The following is a 20,306-nucleotide window of genomic DNA, read 5'->3' as shown; positions in this document are numbered from 1 at the left end:
CGAAGACAGGTGATTTTATGGATTTTATGACCGGCGCAAATTTGCCCACAATGGCTAGAGTTATTATTATTAACAACTTAGCCGCTCTTACACCAAATACAGCTATTGGCTATACTTTTTTAGATAATGGCTTAGAACGTATCGTTTTAGACGATGTTCAACTCCCTAGTGAAGTATCCATCGATGACTTTATGACGTGGTGTTCCGATACGATGAAGATCGAAGCAAAGGATATTAAGTTTGTGGATGCGCGAGAGTACCAAAGAGGTATCGAAAGTTACTACTCTAGTATTTTCAAAACCTCACTGGAGGAGATTGATTTACCTAAAGCGGTTGCATTGCAGCAAGAGTTACGTTTCGAACAGATGCCCTGCGAGACTGGGTATGCTTTCAAAGCTTGTAACAAGCAACCTGACCAAAGTTGCTCTTGGATCGTAAAATCGAATGATTCAGTTTACTTCGTGCAACATTTTGATGATTCTAAACCTGAAGAGGTCATTGCGTTTGTTCACGACGCAATTGTCAATCCCACAAAGAAAGTAGCATAGGTTTAATGGGCTCATAGACAATTTTGCCGGTTAACGTTCACCTTACCCACAGCAACTAGTTAGCAAGATCAAAGGTAAAATACGAAAATCCAATTAGGATATTGCGGACATTTACTTTCTGTGACGCGCTTGCTGTATTCAATCCAGAATGAATATGGACTAATCATCAACCGGCCTTGTCGGAATATCCAGATCAAAGTTGACCAAACATAGACTTGTATATGGCTGGTCAAAATCCACCTTGCTTACGCTTCATCACCATACCTTTAATCTGATCGCTTGTCTTAATGAGCTGAGCGATATCATAACCTTGCACTTGATACTTGCTAATAGAACTAATCTCGGTTGTCACTAGTTTCTATCAGAAATGCGGTCTAACAATGTTAACCACTTTTTTGATATGGAAGATGCAGCGCAAGTGCACTTGTCAATACGTAACCAAGAATCAAAGTGAGATAATTATGATGGATAACGACTTATACCAACTCTCTAGCCAGCTTAAAGGTGTTCAAACATGCCTTACCAATGCAATAGCTTGGAATCTTTCCGATTCAATAAACCAACGCAACAAAGACAGTTTAATCGATGCAATAGGTCAAATATCGAAGTCATCTCCTGACGTTTACAATCTTCTTGTAAAACAGATTAACGATGGTACGCTTGTCGTATCAGGCATTAATGACCCTGACAACAACGTTTGTGGTAATGACGTTTACACAATCAATTTTACGTTAGACGAACTATTCAAAATCATTCTGACGTTCACTGAAACTCGTGATTGTGACTCCTGGATCATAACCGATGAAAATGTTGAGGTCATTTGGCTTAATTCTGAAAAATCCAAATCTCAAGTGAGCGAGTTGTTACACCAAGCAATACTTAATGAAGCTAGTGCAATGGCAGAGTCCATTTTGAAACGCGAGTATTGTGATGACGGTTACTTGTTTGATGATACGCCTGCTATGGCAGAATTTGACCAGGGTTTACTCAAGGTTCTCAGCAATTCGTTAAACAAACCAGATAACACTGAGCATGAGTATTTTTTAGTTAAAACCAGAGTTGTTATTTGTGAGGATAGTTCGATAGCTTTAAGCCTTATAGCTGCTGAGAACGCCGATATCGCCCAAGATTTTGCGATTGCACTTGAGAGCGGAGAAAGCAACCTAGAGTGGGACACTAATGGGGCGGCAAAATCTTGTGGTTATCCTCGTTATGATTATTACAATTGTAACCCGGTAAACGCGCATGAAATCAATACTATCAAGCAATTCCATGATGTCTATGAGGCAGATTTGGGCGAGCTCGCTAGCAACGGTAATTGGGCAGAATTAAATAGTTAATTCCACCAGCGCTCATCTGATTTCGCGATCAGATGAGCACTCTATAAAGGAAACAACATGAAAAATAGTTTAAAGGTAGGTTCGGCGTTTGTAGCATCAGTGCTATTAATGGGTTGCGCTAAATCAGTTGACGATAGTCCATTCGTAAAACGTCAGGTTCTACTTGGTGATCCATCGACTGCGATCGGCTCAACTACAATCAACATTTTCGATGCTGGCTACAAGTACGGCCACCAAGAAATTGTAGTGAACTTCGATAAGATCCCTTACGGGGTGAAATTTAATAACTGTAACGATTCTGAACTTGAAAATTGTCCAAGTGAAATCAAGATTTTCTCGACAGGATTTAAGTCTAAGCCGGTTACAGTAGATGTAAACGTCACTTACAAACTCGCAGATAAGATTGTAAGTGAAGATGAAGGCGAAGACGATGTAAAGCCGGTAACGTTGAAATTTGAAAAAGTCTTTACGTATATGTCATGGGGAGAGCAGATGAAAACCCCTGAACCTCCCAAGCCTAAAGGTGAGGGTGTTCAGTTAGTTGATAAAGAAGTCTCAGTATCCATTTTTAAGAAACCTGCAAACTAAGCCACCTGATTAAATTTCGCTCAGCACATAAGAAAGCCCCGCTCAATCGCGGGGCTTTTGTTTGGGCATCAAGTTGGATTAGCCATCAATCTGGTCTTGTTGATAGCTAAATGACATGCCAGCCCCTGGCTTGCTTAGAACTGAATTATTGAACCCGGTCTCCTTTCCTTTTCTAGCGTTGTCATCCTTTAAGTGGATGACGCAAGAGCAATTACCAAGCAATGTAGCCGCAGATGATTCACTTAAATGATGAAGGTCTTTTGTGCAGGCTTCTATCCATTTCTTAGGTTTTACTGTCAATACTTCCTGATTTTGCATATGTGTTCCTTAATATATTGGTTAGATCAGCTTTATTCGAATTGGCGCTGGGCAGAACGATTGCTTTCGAAAGTGTCTTCATGATCAGCATCAGTGATTTTGAGAAAATGTAATATGATCATTTGCTTAAATTCGGTATTGAAGACAATGAGCTCATACATTAAACGCATTTGTATTCGAGGACAATGCTATGCCGCAAACTATCACACCAATATCTCTAATCACTCCAGAAATGGCAGACAAACTGCTTGAAGGTGAAGCAAACGTTGAAATCAAGCCTACAGGAGAAGTTCAAAGCGAAGATACAGTACCAATGAATTCAATAGGTCTGTTTGTCGAAGATAAGCTTATTGCCAGCTCTTGGACATACACAGGTTGTGCAGACGAACTGTTATATATTATGAACGAGCTGTAATAGCTCTGTTCGTGGCTTAAACTATTTAACCACTTGGAGTACATTTTATGGGTATTGCTGCTCACAATCGCGCTAGCCGTGTAATCTCTCAACGCATTGCGGCAGAGAAGCCGTTGCGTCCTACTGCTTTTTTGATCATGGATCGCATCAATGCTATGCCCAAATTCCCACGCTTTGATGTTTTAGGCCACAAAGTACAGGCAAAATGTACCCCGATGTGTGATGAGGTTGTGATCGAGTTTGATAAGAATCATAGCGTTTGGTTTATGATGCACCCAGAAAAAATGTATGAGGGTTTTTCTCGATGCTACAAGACTTTGGAAGACTGCATCAGGAATTGGGATATCTTTCTCTCTGACTATGATGAAACGACCCGTCGTTGGACAGCACGCACTTTGGGTTAGTTCCTAAGTGTATTTCGATCAACTTGAATATGATGCTTTGTTCTAAAATAGCATCATGTTTTTTTCTTTCTTATTCATTAATGCAGAGGAACGTCATGTGGCATAATGACTCAGAGCCAGTCCTAAGTAACAAGCTTTCAGTTTATAGAGAAAGCCCGCCATCCCCACATGTGGAAGAACCTAAAGAAAATCGTGAGTTCTGTGATCAGATCGCCCAAGCTTTAGTATCGCTTGGAACCGAAGAGACATTGGGATGCATGGCACGAATGATGTGTGCGATTGCGACTCATCAAGGCGTCGATTTGGAATTCAATTGTAGCCTTGGCAAAGTTTCCATAGAACGTGCAGAGAAACAGTAACTCAGGAAAGCCATCACGGTATTGGTGGTGTAAAGCAAGTTATAGAACTGGATCAACCTGAAGTAGAGCCTACAGAGGTTGAAAAAAGTATAAACGCTACTTATACAGTTATTTAAGCCTGATATCCCAGTTTAAGTTTTATGTTTTAATAGGGGTTAACCTTGTGAAAAAGTACATAACGTTCAATAGTCTTGCTGAGTCTGAACGTTTTAAAGATACCAATCCCGCTTTAATCGAAGAAGCTCACTCAATTGCGTCTTCCTATAAAGGCGTTGCTTATACAGAAACATGGTTATGCTGCAACTGCCCATCACATATAGCCGGCTTCGATAAAGACGATGAGATTTTGGTTAGTGTTCCGCTTCTTGTATCTGACTCAAACAATTAGTTCAGGTAGGAGTTTGGCGGTGGAAAATAGAATGAATCATCCAAATTCTAATACGTTACGGAGTATTTCGTGAGTCATAATTTACAAGAAGATATTGAGCATTATAAGGCTAGCGACGAGCATCTATCATCTCAGGTGCATGAACATAATGATAAGGTCTTTGCAAAGAAAGTAGAAATTGACGAGTTGAAAGAAGCTCGTTCTCGACTTGGGTTGTGGAACAAAATCAAAACGTACCGTTCTTTTAAACAAGCTGTAGGTGCTATTGAAAAAGAACAAAGCTCTATTCGTTCAACGATAAATGGCTTCAGTCGTGACCGAACTCGCATTAAAAGCCAATTAGTTAACAAGCATATTAGCCAGGTGTTAACCCAAAGTTCTGAGTTGGATATGATCAGACGACTTCAATGCCAACTAAATGATGCTGAACGAATTCACCAAAGTAACCAACGCCTTGTTGATTCGGGGAATGATGTTTTACGTGAGCTTGATGAAGCGGAAGATGCTGTTGATTCAGCAGAAACAATGGAAATGCTTGATCTGGTCACAAATAGTAGCGCTATTTCCATGCTTTCAACTATGGAAAACAGTGAAGTAGAAGAAGAGGTTGATGATGCTAAACGAGCTATCAGGTCTTTTGCCCGAGCATTGGGTGAACACCGTGATTTAGTTCAGGATCTTGAGCACTCGACCACTCTTGAATTCATCGACCTTGGCATGGATTTCATGGGAATGAATGACTCATTTGACTTCGGCAGTATTATATCCCTATTCAATCTGTCCAAAACAGGCGATCAGATCAGTACCGCTATTTGCAGAGTAAAATCCTTTATGCCGGATTTAGAGCGTGCTGCTTTGAACTCGAATAATGAATGTGCCCGCATCAAGCGTGAACTTTGGGACTTAAAGCAGGATGAATGTAAGCCGTTACTACAGACGTTTTTGCGTTCTAATGTTGAAATCTACCCAGTTGATTTCGAAAAAATGGTTGCCGCACAAACGGTATAATTAAGGTAGGTAAGAATGGGTTATCGTTACAGGCTAGGGACAATTCCTAAATCAGCAAAGGTTACTTATGCTGATAAAAGCTATTCGGATTGTGATGGAATGATGGAGTTTGTTTTCGCTCCACCAGAACATTCAGAGCTGTATTGCATGGGCGATCTGGCCTGTAACGTTGATGAAGATGTAACCCCATTCTATCCCTTTGACCTTTCTGCGGCAGAAGGCCATGAATTTTCTATCTTGTCCCGGGCAGGCCTTGTGAAGCTCATTGAAGCCTATCGGGATCGAGTTACTAAGTTTTATGCTGAAATGGTCGAACGTGATGACCACCTTGAAATGGTTGGTTATGTTACTCAGCGTTCAAAGGTTTGGGATTGTCGGTGGAGTAATCCTGTAAGAATCGATGAACCGGGCGACGGTGAAATGTCCCGTTCTGATGACATGGAATACGCCGTATTTAACCTTCTTTACATCCTTAAGACATTCGATTTTGAGTCCAACTATCTAATCCTTAATGGATGGTGATCATCGCCATCCATCCTAGCCACAAGATCAATTGAATGTGATGTGGTCAGTAATATTATGACCTTGTTGTTTCCATTAACGAAAACCACGAGGTTAAATTTAAATAATGTTAAAAGTCTCAAACATCACTCGCAAGCTGGCTCAACTGAACAACATTAAGTTGGTTGAAGATGCAAAAAACAACACGCTTTCGTTTACTGTTCTTAACGATTCTGAGCAAAAACCGGTAATCGTATGGGCTGTTTCTCCCAAAAATGAATTGGTCTTTAAAGACGCACCAGGTCTTTCTCCAGAAATGAAAGAAGAGTTACCTCACTGGGTTAGTGATAACAACAAACTACGAGAGGTGATCCGTTTTGTTAAACCTGCCTTTACTGCTTAAGGAGTAGGGCATGAATACTGGCATGAACAACTGCGTTTTGTATAAGGGGCTTTCTTCTGTCCCTCAAACCTCGAACATTGACTGTTATTACAGTGAAAGAGGTAGCTTTGGCTCTGGTTTTTACTGTGTGGATATCGATTCAGCATTGGTCTACGCGAGCGATGTACCTGAGCACATTCTCAAAGTAAACGTAGCCATGGTTAACCCAATGGTTGTTCGTGTCGGTTTTGAACAAGGTTGGGCAATGGATTTCGATAGCGCGGCATTGCCCCTCTTGAGAAAGCTGTTTACTGAAGATGACGTTCTCAAACTGGTTCGTGACAGTGAAGATGGATTGTTTGATGAAACAATACAGTTAGCTGTTACCCAAAAAGGGCATGATGGTTTAGTTGTCATTTACGACGAAGGGGCGTGCTTTGAAACTATTGTTTATGACAAGAATGTCATTTCGCTTTGCTTATGATGACCATTAATCACACTGGTAAAAGTTATGAAGATCAATGATAAAACACGCTATAACACTTCGAACCCAGATGTGGATTGGTTATCACTTGGAAAGAATCCAGAACTATCGCCACTGGACAAACAGTACGTTCGACAGGCGTTATCGTTTCTCCATAAGGATTCTGTAACTGATAGAGAGCGTGCTGCCAAGTTCCTCTTGAAGCGCATACAGCAGTATTACGATGTCATTGGCTATGTTGGTCCGATCATTTCTTCAGCTAAATCTGAAATTGGCTATTGTCTTGGCGGTTGGATCAATGAACACGGCCATGCACCATGGCGAGAGTCCTTCTGTACGACTAATAATTACTCTTGGGAAAAACCTGAGAAGATATTTAACTCTGTTCGTTATGCGTGCTTTGAAAGCGCTCTCAGACTCGCTGCATGGGAAGTTGAGCAAGAAGTACCTGAGAGTGCAGAAACACTTAAACGAGCACGTTGGTTAGCTTACGGGGCGATACAGGAGCATACAGATAGACGTTGGTATGATATTCGTAACCGTATGGGTACAACCGGCATGAAGAAGCAGCTTAAAAGTGTGATCGACAAAGTTAACTTGTATCGACTAGTGACTAGTAAAGGTGAATGGCTGGGTCATTTTGAGCCAATCACATGAAGTACATTCAGGTATAACTTTTGACAAATCGACTCAGGGTTTACTGCCATTAGCTGACAGTACCGATAATAAATATGGGCAACACATGCACAATCAACCAGCGTTTATTAGCAATTTAGAATCTAAGTTCCGTCAAACAAATGAGAAGCTTCGGCTAGAACTCGTATATTGGCGAAAACAACTCAACGAAAGTTGCCAAGAGTTAGCTATGTTCAACAAAGAGCAAAAAAGTGTTGAGGATGACTTAATGTGGCGATTTGATACCAAATCAATCGATCATAAGAAGGGGCTTTCGATTCAGAAACAATATCTCGAAGAGGTAGTTAAGCATAATCGTCACATGATTGAAATCCGAGAAAAAGAGTTCCGCAGGGTAGGAGGTTTTATTTGTAGCCTGCGAGCCGATGCTTACAACCATAAAATCGAGATGAAGTCCTTTAATAATGAATCGACCACCATTGATTACCACTCATAAGATCAATTAGTTACCACTGTTAGACCATATAATTAACCAATCGAACAAGTTCAAATACTTAGGAATCAACATGGTTAAAACAAACGGATTCGTAAACGCATTATTGACTGGCGGCACTGCTTGTACAGGTCATACTGAAATGGATTTTAAAGGTGAGCTTCTTGCTGCTCCTGTTGTCTATGAAACGGTGGAAGAAGCGCAGAGTGATTTGGAGTCAGAAGTGGCTGACATTTTAAATGCAGTTGAAAAAGGCGATATTGTTGATGCTGGAGATGCTCTTATGCTTCAGGTTCTCCGTATTGAGATTGAAAATGGTCACTTCAAACTATATCAAGTATTTAAAACTGACGAGCATGACCCCGGTGATCTTATCGAAGAAGGTTCTGTTGCTGACTTGGCTGGCGGATTCGATCAAAATCAATTACATCCTAACTTCCGAAAAGCAGCTTAAATATTTATACGGTAGGTTTGAGAACCTACCGTGTGAGGAATCCAAGTAGCAAGACGCAATGCTAGGTTAAGTATCTGGTCCACCCCTTGTTCATTCGTATTAATTGACTAAAATGCCGCACTCAATATCGATTAGTGCCACGAGCACTATCAACTAAGAAGCAAGCTGCTGAAAAGTCACATGATCAGGCTCTAATGCCTTGGAATCGATTACCATCTTACTGAAATACAACTTTTAATTATACTCAACTCAAGGTTATGGGAGTTACTAAACGATGAGAAAACTATTTGCTATTGGTGTATTAATTTTGGCCTCGACGAATTTGGCAGGATGTTCGAAGGTTGTTGAACTTGGCTTTGAAGGCGTGGCCGTTGACCGTCCGTTCATGTTTGGTCATGAGGGGGTTAACCCGGTTCCGCAAGAAGAAGGTACCCGCGAGTGGTATTATCCTTCAACAAAGGTTATTCCGATTGAAATTCGTCCGGTTCGTTATGATGAAGATTTACATGACATCTTCGCCAAAGATAACGTACCAGTCTCCCTTGATGCAGGTGTATCGATCAAAGCAGTTTCTGGCAAGACGCCCAGTCTGTATCAAAAAGCTGGTAAAGATTATTACGAGCGCAAGATTCAGTTGAAGTTCTTGAACCTACTTCGAAACTTTGCCCGTAGTGAAACCTCTTCTGATTTGACGTCAAATGAGCAAACTACAGAACAAGGTCAGGTTGATATTAAAGAACAACTACAAGCGTACGTTGATTCAATCGAGTTACCTGTAATTGTAGAAAGTGTATTCATTGGTAAAGCGACACCTCCAAAAGCAGTTCTCACCGAAATTGCCAATACTGCGAGTCAGACACAACGAATTAAAACTGAAGGTCAGCGCCAAGAAGCTGAAAATGCTCGCAAGGATGCTGAGGAGGCCAAAGCTTCTGCTGATAAAGCGTATATGGTTAAATTTGGTATGAGCATTCCTGAATACCTAACTTTGCGTGGATTGGAACTGCAAAAAGAACAGCTTGAGATCATCAAAGACAAAGAGAATCTCAATGTATTGATGGCTACTGGCGGAGCTAACCCGCAACCAATGTGGAAGGTTCCGGGCTCACGATAATCGTTAATAATCAATTGGCAAAAGCCCGCATGATGAGCGGGCTTTTTTTTGATCAAAGCAATTAAGCAATGACGCTACATTTAGTTTGTGCCCTCGGTTTAGACCAGTTCTATCTGTTTCTAGCAGGTAGCGGCATCTGTTAAACAATGTTTGGACGCAATTTCGTCTCACCGAAGCGAATGAGGTGTTCAAACTTGGTGTATGGATAACTGATCAATCATATTTTGTTGCTTAGTAGGATAATTGTCACAACAAATAGCTTGATTACAATTACTTTGAGGTGCCCAAATGGAAAATCAACCTAAACCAGAACTGATTGCTCGTATCTTTATCGATAGTAACAATGCCCACAGCTTCCGAAGTCAGTTTGCTAATGTTGGGTTTAATTTCAGTGTCATTGAAAAAGGTTCAGCCAACCAAAGCTACGCTCCAAACTTCCTGACAAGTTTAGACGCTGTGAATCAAAAGATGGAAGAGTATAGTAATATTGCTCTTACTTCTTCTGTAGAGAAGGGATCTGACCATTCAGACAAACCAGTTCGTTTTCTTGGTTATGATTTGGAAATGAATGGTTCATCGCGTAGTCTTGCTTTCCATAAGATTGAACGTTTTGTCAAAACGGTCAAGCCAGTAATACGTCGGGCCGAAAAAATTGCTAGTGACGAAGGTATCAATATGAGCTCCTTTGCTGGGTATTCTATGGCGATCCTTAAGTCTTTGAAGGTAAAAAGCATTACATTTGAAGATTACTCTGAAAAGCAGGGGGTTACCCGTTGGAAAACATACCCACTTATGGATCTGCCAGAACTGCTTGAAAAAGCAAAGGCTATGGCCGTTGAATTGTAAGTTAAATGGTTGTGGGTCTCCCGACCCACATTACTGACAGGTGTTAGGACAGTCCCCTATGATTTGCTCGCTATTTAGGATAATCCAATTTAAGGTTCAGATCAGACTTATGAAGAAAGAGCTGAAATATGCCATTTCACTCAATATGTCGAACTCTCAACAGTTTGTATATTTCACAAACCACGCTCGACGTATAGTTAACTTGTAGTTGATGTAAGTGTGTCTTGATCAATGACATCAACTCTATAGTGGTACAATGTTTCTACTGAACGAGGTATATTTTATGGATAGGAAATTGAAGTTATTACTAATGTCGATGTTATTTTCGATGACTTTTGTTTCAAACGCATCAAATTTAGCACCTAAACACATTCGGGATGCCGTGGAATCGCTGAATTTGCACTGCCCTGACGGGTACCAACCAATTATTTCATTTTATGAAAGACCTGAAATTCAGGTTAACTATTTTGACCCAAGCATTATGGCGATCGAATCGACTGAAATTCATCGCATTGGATGCGGTCAGAGTGAACTTCCCTTAGGGGAGAAACATTGCATGTTGGTTGAATGTACTCAGCCAATTTCTGAGACAGGCCAATAAATTAGGGAGACAGTACATATGACTATCGTTTTTAGACAGGTGAAAGACCGATTTGATCTCTCTCTTTTCAAATCAACGAACCTCTTACCAGGATATGGTAGTCACCAGAACCTATCAGCATCGCAATTTGAACAGATCAATGCACTTGGTTCAAATCTATCAAGCATCTGGCTTTCATTAGGTTGTCTTGAACTGAACTTCGGGCAAGTCTTGGGAACCCATTTAGATGTAAAACATCACGAACATACTATTAAGGTGGATTATAAGGGCAATATTTTGGATGAGAACCCAACAGAAGATGACATCCGAATGGTGGCAGGCATTCTACCTCAGTTGGAACTCATTACAAAAATGGTTCACCAGAAAATCGCGTACGAGAGGCCTAAAGAGTCAGCTTGATTTTTAGCAAACCATCCTAATTACGTTCTCTAAAAAGTGGAGATGATAGAAACATGATAAACACAAGTATTTTAAGCACTGTGATTAAGGCAGGTATCGCTGCAAACACTAGAGGTCCTGAATTACCAGAAGTTGTAATTGACGCACGTCACTTTACAGTAAATCCTTTTGGAATCTCTACTAATGCAAACCTCGCAGACTTCTCTACTGTTTTGGATAGAAATACTAGGATTATTGATATTGGCCCAGGTTACCAGAAACTGCTCCCTAACTGAGCTTTGGTCAAAGGCAAGCACAATAATTAATGCTTAGCTTTGAGATCAATTGCGCTACTTTTGAACTTGTTACAATAGCTATATGTTTCATAGATATTTATGTAGGATTTGTCACCTATGATTACTGCTTTAATCACACTTAACCTTCGCGTCGTACGAGGTGGTGTTGGCAACGTCGCCACTATTACGAAATCAATCCAATTACCAAATGTATATGAATCTGATGAGGGTATAGCAACATCTCTCGTTCTTTTCGAAGATCAAACAATATCGCCGGAATTAAGGATTGAGAGTGTTGATGGTGAAGTTGGTACCGTCCATTTGAATATGACCAATCCTTTCGGAGTGAATCTCGACAAGTTCATAGATGGCACAACATTTGAGGAACTGGCTGAAAAGATGAAAGTTGTCGGCTGGGAAGTAGAGCCTGACATTGATGGATTGCGCAGTTTAGATGAACATAACAAGATCATGGAAGAGCGTGATGCCCAAAAGTCTGTACCAGACGAAATGCTTTCAGACTCGGCGTATTCAAAGAAATATGATTTAAAGGCAACGACCAAGCAGAAGGTAGTTTTCTCGTTGATATTCGTTGTTGCCCTGTCCTTATTTATGGCTCTTGTTACTAGTATCTACAATGCAATTGGCTTAGAGGTAAATAGTATATCTCGGAACCTAATGACAGTTTTTTTTGGTTGTACTTTTTCTCTAATTGGCTCGAGGCTCATGACTTCATGGTTAGTTAAAAATCATCGAAAGCAAGCTGTTTCACACCCAGCTTAAGCAAAAAGGATAGGCTCTTTGCCTATCCTTTTTTGATAATCTCGGTTCGTTTTATGGCTGTGGCTATTGACGGATGTCCCCAGATACAGAGCTTACGTCACCTTCTATTCGATGTGCATGAACATCGCCTGAAACTGTTGTTACGTTACCTGACACATCACCGACTTGTACATCCCCGGAAGTTGATTCAACAGTACCCACAGACCCATTTACTATGCATGTATGGCATGACGTCACGTTTAGTGAGTTAATGTTTCCCGTAACCTGGATGTTGATTTCAGTTGCGTCTCCGACGACTATGTTGTTGCCATCGATAATTATGCTTCCGTTTACTCCGTTATTAACAATGACATTGTTGCCGGTGTATGTTTTGCCATTAATTGTTATAGTTCCACTAGTTGCACCGAAAGAGGCTAGCAATAGCAGGCAGAATGTAAAATGCTTCATCATTTGTCCTCTTTTTTTCAGTCGTTCTCTTGTCTGATGGATTCAAGCCAAACTGAGAGCAATTGTCCATCAACGCTGTGAACCCCCATTTTATCGGGATCGGTCTCAATTCCCATTTGAGGTGTATCTTTGGCGCATTCAAACGCTTGCATTATCTTCCCGCTTTTCACATCAAGTACATGCGACCATTCAACAGTAAAGGTAGTCATTTCGTTTCGGACAATTTGTTTCCCGATCACGGCCAGAGCAATTTCTGTTGCTTCAAAAATGCTGTCTTTTCCGATCAGGAAATCCTTCGCGCCTCCGGTTTGTTCGAAGTCTTCTCCGCAAAAAACTAGGTATTTTGCTTCAACAGTAGTGATGGAATTTCCCATTATTCAACGTCCTTTGGTTTAATCTGCTCAATAATTTCTTTTGACAATAAAGGTTCAACGTCGGGGTTTTCAGTAAATAACGTACGAGCTTTTGCTATATTTCCCTGTTTAACCAGCTTTTCGATTAATTCTGCGACCGAGTTGATACCGTTCCGATGAAGTGCATTACGTTCCTTCTCCAGTGTGGCTGAGTGCTGCTTTAACGACTGCTCTATCACAGTGCCTGATTCTGATATCCCCGGAGCTGGGGAGCCTAGTACATCCAGGCTGTCAGAACTTTCATTCAATGTTGAGTTTTCATCTGGCACGGTTTTTAGCAGCATTTGCTGTTCTACTGACCCAGGCTTGTATTCGAACCCTTTTAGCATCAATTCGCTTTGTACTGGTTCTAACGTTTGTTTGTGCCATTTCCAAGGTTTAAGTAGGGTTACAAACATCACAGAGGCCGCAAGTCCCATATAAAGCCACCAGCGAGGGCGTTTATTGCCAGGAGCACGTTCTGCTTTGGACTGCTTCTTTGCATAGTCCAGAATTGTTTTATCCAATTCAGCCGATGGTTTCTCTGTGGCTGATTCTTTGTATAACTTTACGATGTCTTCATTATTCATAACCGACTCCCTAGCTTAAAGGTCAAGCATTTACGGAGTTGTGAGAGTGCATTGCGAAGTCTGGTTTTTACCGCTTCCGGGGCTGCATCTACTATGGTGCAGATCTGGGCCGGGGTGAAATTAGATTCATACCGAAGCATAAAAGCTTCTCTCTGTAGATCGGGCAGCTTGAGCATACAATCATTGATCGCTGCTTTTTTTCGTTGCTCCCAGTCATCTTCATCGGCACACAGCTCTGCTGATATTTGCATTAGGTAAGCGTTTTCCGTCATAGATTTTCTATGATTGTCAATTAGCTTGTTGTGTGCAATTCGATAAAGCCAGGTGGTAAACTTAGCTGTCGGAGAGTATTCATTTCGTTTGTCTATTACAGCGAACCATACATCTTGATATAGCTCTTCAGAACGAGAAGATTGTGATGAATTAAGTTGCCTCACAAAATACCGGTATAATGGCTTTTTATGTCGCTGATAGAGGACAGTAAAAGCAGATTCACTGCCTTTACCGAACTGTTCCATGAGCTGTTCATCCGAGGCTTGGCTCAATGTAGGAATTTCACTCATTGTTTTGTGGGGAAATGGTTGTGCACGACGTTTCTTTATCTTCAGTAGACTTTTTTGCGAACAGAAACGCCATGAGAAGGGTACTCAGATCGTTAGCACTAACAGTACATTTTCCGTCTTCGTCGGTCCCGTTGACAGCAGCTTCGCTTAGTCTATTGAAAGCGTCATTTACGCCCTGAGTATTTACATCAACCATTTCTGTTCCTTATTGAATGTTTTCGGCCGTTCTAATCAATTCAACAAACTCACCACGGTAATTGTACTCATCGGTGCCTTTGTTCTTTCGTGCGATTTCTGAAATCTGATCGTAGTTCATACCATTGAGGTAGCTACTGCCTTTCAATTTTTGAGCAAAGGCCGCAACCGACGTAGCAAACTGGAATTCAGAACTTGCTTTTGCAAAGTCCGGTTGAATATCTTCAGTTTTGACGATGGAGGTGATCAAATTGCTAGTGGATTCACCAGGTAGTTTATAACGTAGCTTGACCAATGCAACTTCATCATTCAAATCTGTAGAGACTTTGCGTTCTGGCTGGCTTTGGTACCGTAAATCGTCCACTTGCCCTTTATGGCCGACAAGAGTCAGTTCATACATGGCAGTTACAGTGTGGCCTGCACCAATTTCACCGGCATCAATGGCATCATTGTTGAAGTCTGCTTTATCTAGTAATCGGTTTTGGTATCCGATCAACCGGTACTCTTTGACAACATTCGGATTAAATTCAATTTGAGCTTTCACATCAGAAGCGATTGTCTGCAGTGTGCCGGACATTTGGTGATGAAATACTTTGCGAGACTCCCGGATACTGTCAATGTATGCGTAGTTTCCATCGCCAATATCAGCCAATTGCTCCATAAGTGCGTCGTTATAATTACCGCGACCAAACCCAAGTGTCGTTAGTGACACGCCTTGTTTGCGTTCTGACGCGACTATTTCTTTTAGCTTATCGATCGATGAGATACCGATATTGAAATCGCCATCGGTTGCTAACATGATAAGGTTTACACCATCATTGATGAATCCTGCTCGAGCTTGTTGGTAAGCTAGTCGGATGCCGCTTTCCCCTGCGGTACCACCACCAGAGGTAAGTTGGTTAATGGCATTGATGATTGTTTGCTTGTCTGATCCCTTTGTCGGCTCAAGCACCACTTTAGAGCTGCCGGCATAAGTCACCAGACTCACCGCATCATTCTCATTAAGTTCCTTGGTTAGCATCACCAGACTACGTTTAAGTAGGGGAAGCTTATTTTGACTGTGCATTGAACCCGAGGTATCGATCAGGAATACAAGGTTAGATGGCTTCCTGGCATCAGCAGGTATTTCATAACCTTTGAGAGCAATGCGTAGTAACTGCCGGTCTTTGTTCCATGGTGAGGCTGCTATCTCAGTATTTACAGAGAAAGGCTGGCCGCGGTCTTCCGAGACTGGATAATCATAATCGAAATAGTTGATAAAAGCTTCTTCACGAATGGCATCCGACACAGGTTTATAACCGTTGTTTAATTGGTTCCGGACGTTGGCATAAGATCCTGTATCAACATCGATCGAGAAAGTGGATAGGGGTTCAGTCACCGTACGAATCACACCATTACTAGGCGTCTTTTGATAGTTCTCATCCATCATAGGCATTGGTGCCAGAGCTCCGTCTATTCCACCTAAGGCAATGTTTTCAGCAAGTACCATTGGTTGTTGCCTTTTGACCTTTGAGGACGAAACAAGGGAGTCAGAGCGACTTTGATACTGAACTGCATTTAGTTCTTTGGTGGATAGGGCTTCGGTTTTTACCGCTTTTGGTGATACAGCAATGAGCGTTTCCGCTTTAAGATCAGTGACCTCTACCTGTTGCGTTGTATCTGAATCCAGCTCATTAGAGCCTTTCTTTTGTTCTGAACACCCAGTCATGACAGCAAGCGCAATCAAGCTGATTCCCACGATTTTTTTATTACCCATTTGGCGATCCTTAGTCGTTTAATTTCTGAATACAGCCTTATAAACGTGCGAGATTCGTAAAGGGGTTTTTTATTTTTTATTTTTGTACAGGCGTCAGTTCATCAAGGTTTGCGTGTCGGGGAAAGTCGTCGTTATAGATTGGTACAATTATGTCTTTGCCGTCGCTGATCGCCTCACCGGTTGTTACCACACGGATACCATTACCTTGCAAAAACTGAAATGGACGCCACATAAATTCGGAGCCTACCGGGTATAGGCTGTTAAATTCGGATGAAGTCATGTTCAAGAATCTCCTTGCTGTTTATCTTCTTCAGGTAATAGGCCTTCGAATGCCATTAATGCTTCGATGATCATTCCATCAAGTAATAATTCGATTTCTTCTTCCCCGTTAGAACCTGGTTGCCCCTCAAGCGTCAACTGTTCTACGAGTGGGAAGGGATACCCATCTTCATCAACAACATGTTGAAGCTTGTGGCTCATGGCAAATTCTTTAGCCTTTTTGAAAGCTGCTTCGACTTGATCTTTTTTGCTGGACATCAACTTTTGATATCCTTGTGCGTAGGTCGCCATTTAGTATTCTCCGGGTGGTTTAATTTGGCTAACGCGACTGGATTCAACGTATCGTATCCTAACGATGTGATGAGTATCCTTCCAATATCGGTCACCGTAGACTTGTAGTTTTAAGCGTCCGTCAGGCATCTTTTTTAGGACATGACAACGCATCTTGTAGAATTTTCCGTTATCACCAAATGCATGGCGGCACTGCAGTAAATGCGTTGCGTTATTTGCGTTCAATTCCTGTATGGACATGTTTCCTGCCTGATCGAAACTCACTGATTATTTTACCTGCGTGCACTCGAGTAATGATGGTTCTGAACCCTGTTCTGTTGAACCGTCAACACCTGTATGTACGTTAACATGCAGTCCAGTTTGGTAGCCCGACACCATTTGATTCATCATCTTATCTTCATCCATAGGACGAACATCGATCGCCTCTAGTGGGCCGAAGTGTTTTTTGATGTAGGCCTGGGTATCTGCCATGACGTTCTGTGCGACATCCATTTGAGGTAAGTTGCGTCCAACCGCCATAACCCAACCGAGGGCGAATGCATCTGACTTTTCAGTTTTAGTTTTACGCTTAGAATTACCGTGTAGAGAGTCCATAAAGACTTTCCGGGCATCAGTCATAAGACGATGGAGATTTTCAAATGCGTACACGGACACAGTAGCTGCGTGCTCGGTTCCAATGAAAGAGACTCGTTGGTGATAGCGTAGCCGAATTTGATAACACTGGTATAAGTCGCTCCATAGACTTACTTCACGCGCCTCTGATTCGTAAATTACGTCACAGCCGAATGCAGAGCCGATATACCGAACTAAGTGATCTACATGTCGCTGGAGCTTCATATTGAGCTTTAACGCACTGGTTTTCCGCTTAATCATTACGTCAAAATGTTCAAGGTTGTGCTTTTGCATCAACCTTTGAGCCGCTTTAAGGGCCTGTGCCGCTTCGTTTGGGTTTTGGGACTCTGCTAGTGCCAAACACTTCTTGATGCGGTCCAGAACCTTCTCATCGCTCATTACCGGTGCCTTTTGTTGATTTCAGAGCAACTAGACGTCGGCATTCATGAACGATATCAACACATCCCTGCAGGTACTCCGGTGTTTGGATGAATCCAACAACGAAAGGCTCCCCGTCATCATCTTCCACCACTTCTCGTTCCTTTGAATAGTTAATCGCTTTTAGGTAATCAGCAATTTCTTCTAAAGCCTTGATTGGATCGTCACTCAGCTTAATTGGCTGTGCATTTTCCTCAATTACTGGTTTCATATTTTTAATCCATTTTAGATTTTTCAGGCTCATAGTCCGGTCTATCGTTGTTACGAAACGTTGAGTCCCACATACTAATAAGCTCTACTGGTTTACCTGCAATTTCTTCACCGTTCTTACTGGTAAACCAAACTTCTTGCCCTTCTGAGCAAATGTTGCATCGGGCTTCCTCTAATATGTCTGGTTCTCCGTAGTTAGTAACAAGTACCTTGTAGATTGCACCGTGTTTTAAATCTCGAAATGGTATTTCAGGCATATTTGTTGACCTCAATTAGACGAGCCCACCTATCACTTCATAGGTGGGCTCGTTTGGACTATCCTACAGTGATTGTAATTTCGCCTTCTTCACGCTTGAACCATTCCCATAGATCGGCGGAAGTAGCAGTTTGTTGCATCATGTATTGAGTGCATTCAACGAATACCTCTACAGGCCAGTTTAAGTCGGTTTCGGTTTTCACCCGCTCAATCTGTTTTTTGAGGTCTTCATGAAATCCTGGTGATAGAGTTTTGAAAACACGTACAGAGGATTCACCAATCATGATGACAGATATTTCAGCCTGCATACTAAGCATGTCCATGACTTGAGCCATTGAGGAGTCAACATAAGTAAAACCCATTTCGTATGTAGTATCTGGAGTTTTATCTAACTGGAGCAGGATATAATGCCCAACCATTACTGGTTTAGTTACTTCCTGTTTTCGCCAGATGTTTGTACCAACCATCAGATCAATGTCTGGTTCTGCAGTTACATTTGCGATTGTTACATCTTCTTCACGTAAAACGAGCCCTAAGCTTGTACCCTGCATTGGCACTTTTACATTTTCTGCTTTTGTTCCAATGAGCATCGGTTGCATTTGACCGATCTCCATGTTCTTTCGTACTTCCTGCACTAGCTCAAGGGGCAGGTTGATGGTAGGGGTTCCAGTCGTCATTATTAATGCTCCATTGACGGTGTTTTTGTCTTTTGAGGAATGATAGTCCCATTAATTTTATGGAATACACTCAACGTAAGCTTATTGAATTGCGACTTCTTTCATGTTTTCAATATGCTTTGGATGTAGGTCGGTGGCATTATATATCCATTCTGGCAGTGTTTTCTTATGAAGCTTTGCGTATTCTTCCAGGTAAGTGATCACGGCTTTTTGAGCGTTACCTCGATGTTCAGTCTTATAGCTGCCTTTCTCTGTTTTGAATACAAGTGCAAAATTACCTTCTTTTCTGTCTGCAGTTCCAACCTCTAATTCAACACTTAATACCTTTAACTTTCCGGATTCGACTTCTGCCTGTTGAGTTAAAGTTTCTATGTCTTTATAAGCAAAGGCGGTACCAAATACAAATGCGATACCTGCTATCACTGACACCGCAAAGAAAAACTTAAAGGTAAACACTCTACTTACCAACTCAGGGACAGTTAGTTCACCTTTAGCTACGTAGCAAAACCCAGCAATCATCATTAGAATGTAGATAAAAACCATTATGAAAGCAGCGGCTTGGGCTCCTGTTGTGATGCAAAAAAATTTACTCTTGCTGAACCATTGCCAAATAGAAGAACCAATGATTGCGTCATAGTTGTTCTTCGCATGGTTTCGAAACTCAATGTATGGAGGTGTGGTACCTATAAGCGTCAGAACTTCATTTAAGAGCCACAACATAAATACAAGGCCGAAGATGTAATGGACAATGTCCGCTAGCTTGTTGCTGACGTTGCCCCAAATCGTCAAGTAATCAGTTTTGCCTTCGACAACATCAAAAGCGATACTAGGAAAATTCGCAAGTATATAAAACACATACGAGAGTGCATATATAACTGCTAATGTCGCCAAGGTACCAAGGAATTTGGTCGCAAGTGATTTCAATCCAATTATAGGGTAATTAATAAGCTTCTGTTTTGTCATAAGTAAGTCTCAAAACCCGCAAGTAATGTACAAAACACCTTGGGGTATCCTTGTTTCTTTAGAAGAATAGTCTTCCCAGCATAATTATTATCGGTATCACGATCTATGTGTAATACCAAGCAAGCATCTGATTCAAATCTACTGTTTGTAATGCATCATGAACTTAGATCAAGCGACAACATAAAGTAATGTTGAGACTCGAGATTCACTGCTCCACCTAAGTGCTGTAACTGGAATGTCTTAGTTAGCTTTTTACATTATATGTCGTTTTGCTCTTTTTCAGAATTCCGCTTGATTTGAT

General features: G+C 41.4%; 33 protein-coding genes. 19 read left to right on the top strand and 14 right to left on the bottom strand.

Translation table 11 applies throughout. From position 1 onward, the window contains the following. The first annotated feature begins 17 nt into the window (after positions 1 to 17). The 3 genes from H735_RS10250 (at position 18) to H735_RS10240 (ending at position 2,476) form a co-directional block, all read left to right on the top strand. Positions 18 to 548, top strand: coding sequence for a hypothetical protein (locus H735_RS10250; protein ID WP_020194556.1), 531 nt, complete (start codon positions 18 to 20; stop codon positions 546 to 548). A 461-nt stretch (positions 549 to 1,009) separates the two neighbouring features. Then, on the top strand, positions 1,010 to 1,888 hold the full coding sequence (locus H735_RS10245) for a hypothetical protein (RefSeq protein ID WP_020194554.1): 879 nt from the start codon (positions 1,010 to 1,012) through the stop codon (positions 1,886 to 1,888). A 57-nt stretch (positions 1,889 to 1,945) separates the two neighbouring features. Beyond that, the gene (locus tag H735_RS10240; RefSeq protein ID WP_020194553.1) at positions 1,946 to 2,476 is read left to right on the top strand and encodes a hypothetical protein; all 531 of its coding nucleotides are present in this window, start codon (positions 1,946 to 1,948) and stop codon (positions 2,474 to 2,476) included. A gap of 78 nt (positions 2,477 to 2,554) precedes the next feature. Here H735_RS10240 and H735_RS10235 read toward each other — a convergent pair whose 3' ends face one another. Then, complete coding sequence (locus H735_RS10235; RefSeq protein WP_020194552.1) at positions 2,555 to 2,794, bottom strand: hypothetical protein; 240 nt, start codon at positions 2,792 to 2,794, stop codon at positions 2,555 to 2,557. 190 nt (positions 2,795 to 2,984) lie between these two features. Here H735_RS10235 and H735_RS10230 point away from each other — a divergent pair, with 190 nt between their 5' ends. From H735_RS10230 to H735_RS10155, 16 genes are all read left to right on the top strand, one after another. Next, positions 2,985 to 3,209: a hypothetical protein gene (locus tag H735_RS10230; protein WP_020194550.1), complete on the top strand. Its 225-nt coding sequence runs from the start codon at positions 2,985 to 2,987 to the stop codon at positions 3,207 to 3,209. A 47-nt stretch (positions 3,210 to 3,256) separates the two neighbouring features. After that, the gene (locus tag H735_RS10225) at positions 3,257 to 3,613 is read left to right on the top strand and encodes a hypothetical protein (protein ID WP_020194549.1); all 357 of its coding nucleotides are present in this window, start codon (positions 3,257 to 3,259) and stop codon (positions 3,611 to 3,613) included. Positions 3,614 to 3,708: 95 nt separating this feature from the next. Then, positions 3,709 to 3,972 carry a hypothetical protein gene (locus H735_RS10220; protein ID WP_020194548.1) on the top strand — a complete coding sequence of 88 codons (264 nt, stop codon included), beginning with the start codon at positions 3,709 to 3,711 and terminating at the stop codon, positions 3,970 to 3,972. A 457-nt stretch (positions 3,973 to 4,429) separates the two neighbouring features. Beyond that, positions 4,430 to 5,368, top strand: a complete 939-nt coding sequence (locus H735_RS10215) for a hypothetical protein (protein WP_020194547.1) — start codon at positions 4,430 to 4,432, stop codon at positions 5,366 to 5,368. Positions 5,369 to 5,383: 15 nt separating this feature from the next. Then, positions 5,384 to 5,890, top strand: a complete 507-nt coding sequence (locus tag H735_RS10210; RefSeq protein WP_020194546.1) for a hypothetical protein — start codon at positions 5,384 to 5,386, stop codon at positions 5,888 to 5,890. Positions 5,891 to 5,996: 106 nt separating this feature from the next. Then, entirely contained in the window at positions 5,997 to 6,272 is a 276-nt protein-coding gene (locus tag H735_RS10205) for a hypothetical protein (RefSeq protein WP_020194545.1), read from the top strand. Positions 6,273 to 6,282: 10 nt separating this feature from the next. Continuing rightward, positions 6,283 to 6,735 (top strand): hypothetical protein, encoded by a 453-nt coding sequence (locus tag H735_RS10200; protein WP_020194544.1) that lies wholly within the window; start codon positions 6,283 to 6,285, stop codon positions 6,733 to 6,735. A 27-nt stretch (positions 6,736 to 6,762) separates the two neighbouring features. Then, entirely contained in the window at positions 6,763 to 7,392 is a 630-nt protein-coding gene (locus tag H735_RS10195; RefSeq protein ID WP_020194543.1) for a hypothetical protein, read from the top strand. An 85-nt stretch (positions 7,393 to 7,477) separates the two neighbouring features. Then, positions 7,478 to 7,867 carry a hypothetical protein gene (locus H735_RS10190; RefSeq protein ID WP_152447578.1) on the top strand — a complete coding sequence of 130 codons (390 nt, stop codon included), beginning with the start codon at positions 7,478 to 7,480 and terminating at the stop codon, positions 7,865 to 7,867. Positions 7,868 to 7,937: 70 nt separating this feature from the next. Beyond that, the gene (locus tag H735_RS10185; RefSeq protein ID WP_020194541.1) at positions 7,938 to 8,318 is read left to right on the top strand and encodes a hypothetical protein; all 381 of its coding nucleotides are present in this window, start codon (positions 7,938 to 7,940) and stop codon (positions 8,316 to 8,318) included. Between the two features lie 274 nt (positions 8,319 to 8,592). Beyond that, positions 8,593 to 9,432 carry an SPFH domain-containing protein gene (locus H735_RS10180; protein WP_020194540.1) on the top strand — a complete coding sequence of 280 codons (840 nt, stop codon included), beginning with the start codon at positions 8,593 to 8,595 and terminating at the stop codon, positions 9,430 to 9,432. A 288-nt stretch (positions 9,433 to 9,720) separates the two neighbouring features. Continuing rightward, positions 9,721 to 10,278 carry a hypothetical protein gene (locus H735_RS10175; protein ID WP_020194539.1) on the top strand — a complete coding sequence of 186 codons (558 nt, stop codon included), beginning with the start codon at positions 9,721 to 9,723 and terminating at the stop codon, positions 10,276 to 10,278. 283 nt (positions 10,279 to 10,561) lie between these two features. Continuing rightward, positions 10,562 to 10,879, top strand: coding sequence for a hypothetical protein (locus H735_RS10170; protein WP_152447577.1), 318 nt, complete (start codon positions 10,562 to 10,564; stop codon positions 10,877 to 10,879). Positions 10,880 to 10,897: 18 nt separating this feature from the next. After that, positions 10,898 to 11,278, top strand: coding sequence for a hypothetical protein (locus tag H735_RS10165; protein WP_020194537.1), 381 nt, complete (start codon positions 10,898 to 10,900; stop codon positions 11,276 to 11,278). Positions 11,279 to 11,331: 53 nt separating this feature from the next. Continuing rightward, positions 11,332 to 11,553, top strand: a complete 222-nt coding sequence (locus tag H735_RS10160; RefSeq protein WP_020194536.1) for a hypothetical protein — start codon at positions 11,332 to 11,334, stop codon at positions 11,551 to 11,553. A gap of 117 nt (positions 11,554 to 11,670) precedes the next feature. Continuing rightward, positions 11,671 to 12,336, top strand: coding sequence for a hypothetical protein (locus tag H735_RS10155; protein WP_020194535.1), 666 nt, complete (start codon positions 11,671 to 11,673; stop codon positions 12,334 to 12,336). Positions 12,337 to 12,399: 63 nt separating this feature from the next. On the opposite strand, the gene H735_RS10150 is transcribed toward H735_RS10155, so the two are convergent. The 13 genes from H735_RS10150 to H735_RS10085 form a co-directional block, all read right to left on the bottom strand. Further along, positions 12,400 to 12,786, bottom strand: a complete 387-nt coding sequence (locus H735_RS10150; protein WP_020194534.1) for a hypothetical protein — start codon at positions 12,784 to 12,786, stop codon at positions 12,400 to 12,402. 14 nt (positions 12,787 to 12,800) lie between these two features. Continuing rightward, positions 12,801 to 13,157, bottom strand: coding sequence for a hypothetical protein (locus H735_RS10145; RefSeq protein WP_020194533.1), 357 nt, complete (start codon positions 13,155 to 13,157; stop codon positions 12,801 to 12,803). After that, on the bottom strand, positions 13,157 to 13,765 hold the full coding sequence (locus tag H735_RS29645) for a hypothetical protein (RefSeq protein WP_020194532.1): 609 nt from the start codon (positions 13,763 to 13,765) through the stop codon (positions 13,157 to 13,159). Before H735_RS29645 ends, H735_RS10145 begins: the two co-directional genes overlap by 1 nt. Continuing rightward, entirely contained in the window at positions 13,762 to 14,283 is a 522-nt protein-coding gene (locus H735_RS10135) for a sigma-70 family RNA polymerase sigma factor (RefSeq protein ID WP_227741523.1), read from the bottom strand. The genes H735_RS29645 and H735_RS10135 overlap by 4 nt, the downstream gene beginning before the upstream one ends. Positions 14,284 to 14,533: 250 nt before the next feature. Next, the gene (locus H735_RS10125; RefSeq protein WP_020194529.1) at positions 14,534 to 16,279 is read right to left on the bottom strand and encodes a vWA domain-containing protein; all 1,746 of its coding nucleotides are present in this window, start codon (positions 16,277 to 16,279) and stop codon (positions 14,534 to 14,536) included. 76 nt (positions 16,280 to 16,355) lie between these two features. Continuing rightward, on the bottom strand, positions 16,356 to 16,559 hold the full coding sequence (locus H735_RS10120; protein WP_020194528.1) for a hypothetical protein: 204 nt from the start codon (positions 16,557 to 16,559) through the stop codon (positions 16,356 to 16,358). Between the two features lie 2 nt (positions 16,560 to 16,561). Continuing rightward, positions 16,562 to 16,849 (bottom strand): hypothetical protein, encoded by a 288-nt coding sequence (locus H735_RS10115; RefSeq protein ID WP_020194527.1) that lies wholly within the window; start codon positions 16,847 to 16,849, stop codon positions 16,562 to 16,564. Further along, a complete protein-coding gene (locus H735_RS10110; RefSeq protein WP_020194526.1) occupies positions 16,850 to 17,089 on the bottom strand; it encodes a hypothetical protein in 240 nt (79 codons plus the stop codon). A gap of 27 nt (positions 17,090 to 17,116) precedes the next feature. After that, positions 17,117 to 17,860 carry a DUF2786 domain-containing protein gene (locus H735_RS10105; protein ID WP_020194525.1) on the bottom strand — a complete coding sequence of 248 codons (744 nt, stop codon included), beginning with the start codon at positions 17,858 to 17,860 and terminating at the stop codon, positions 17,117 to 17,119. Then, positions 17,850 to 18,110 carry a hypothetical protein gene (locus H735_RS10100; protein ID WP_020194524.1) on the bottom strand — a complete coding sequence of 87 codons (261 nt, stop codon included), beginning with the start codon at positions 18,108 to 18,110 and terminating at the stop codon, positions 17,850 to 17,852. Before H735_RS10100 ends, H735_RS10105 begins: the two co-directional genes overlap by 11 nt. A gap of 4 nt (positions 18,111 to 18,114) precedes the next feature. After that, positions 18,115 to 18,366, bottom strand: coding sequence for a hypothetical protein (locus H735_RS10095; protein WP_020194523.1), 252 nt, complete (start codon positions 18,364 to 18,366; stop codon positions 18,115 to 18,117). Between the two features lie 58 nt (positions 18,367 to 18,424). After that, positions 18,425 to 19,042 carry a hypothetical protein gene (locus H735_RS10090; RefSeq protein WP_020194522.1) on the bottom strand — a complete coding sequence of 206 codons (618 nt, stop codon included), beginning with the start codon at positions 19,040 to 19,042 and terminating at the stop codon, positions 18,425 to 18,427. Between the two features lie 81 nt (positions 19,043 to 19,123). Then, entirely contained in the window at positions 19,124 to 20,005 is an 882-nt protein-coding gene (locus H735_RS10085) for a hypothetical protein (protein ID WP_020194521.1), read from the bottom strand. Between the last annotated feature and the right edge of the window lie 301 nt (positions 20,006 to 20,306).

Source organism: Vibrio owensii CAIM 1854 = LMG 25443 (assembly GCF_000817815.1).
Taxonomy (GTDB): Bacteria; Pseudomonadota; Gammaproteobacteria; order Enterobacterales; family Vibrionaceae; genus Vibrio; species Vibrio owensii.
The sequence above is the reverse complement of the archived record's forward strand: the minus strand, read 5'-3'. Positions and strand labels throughout refer to the sequence as shown.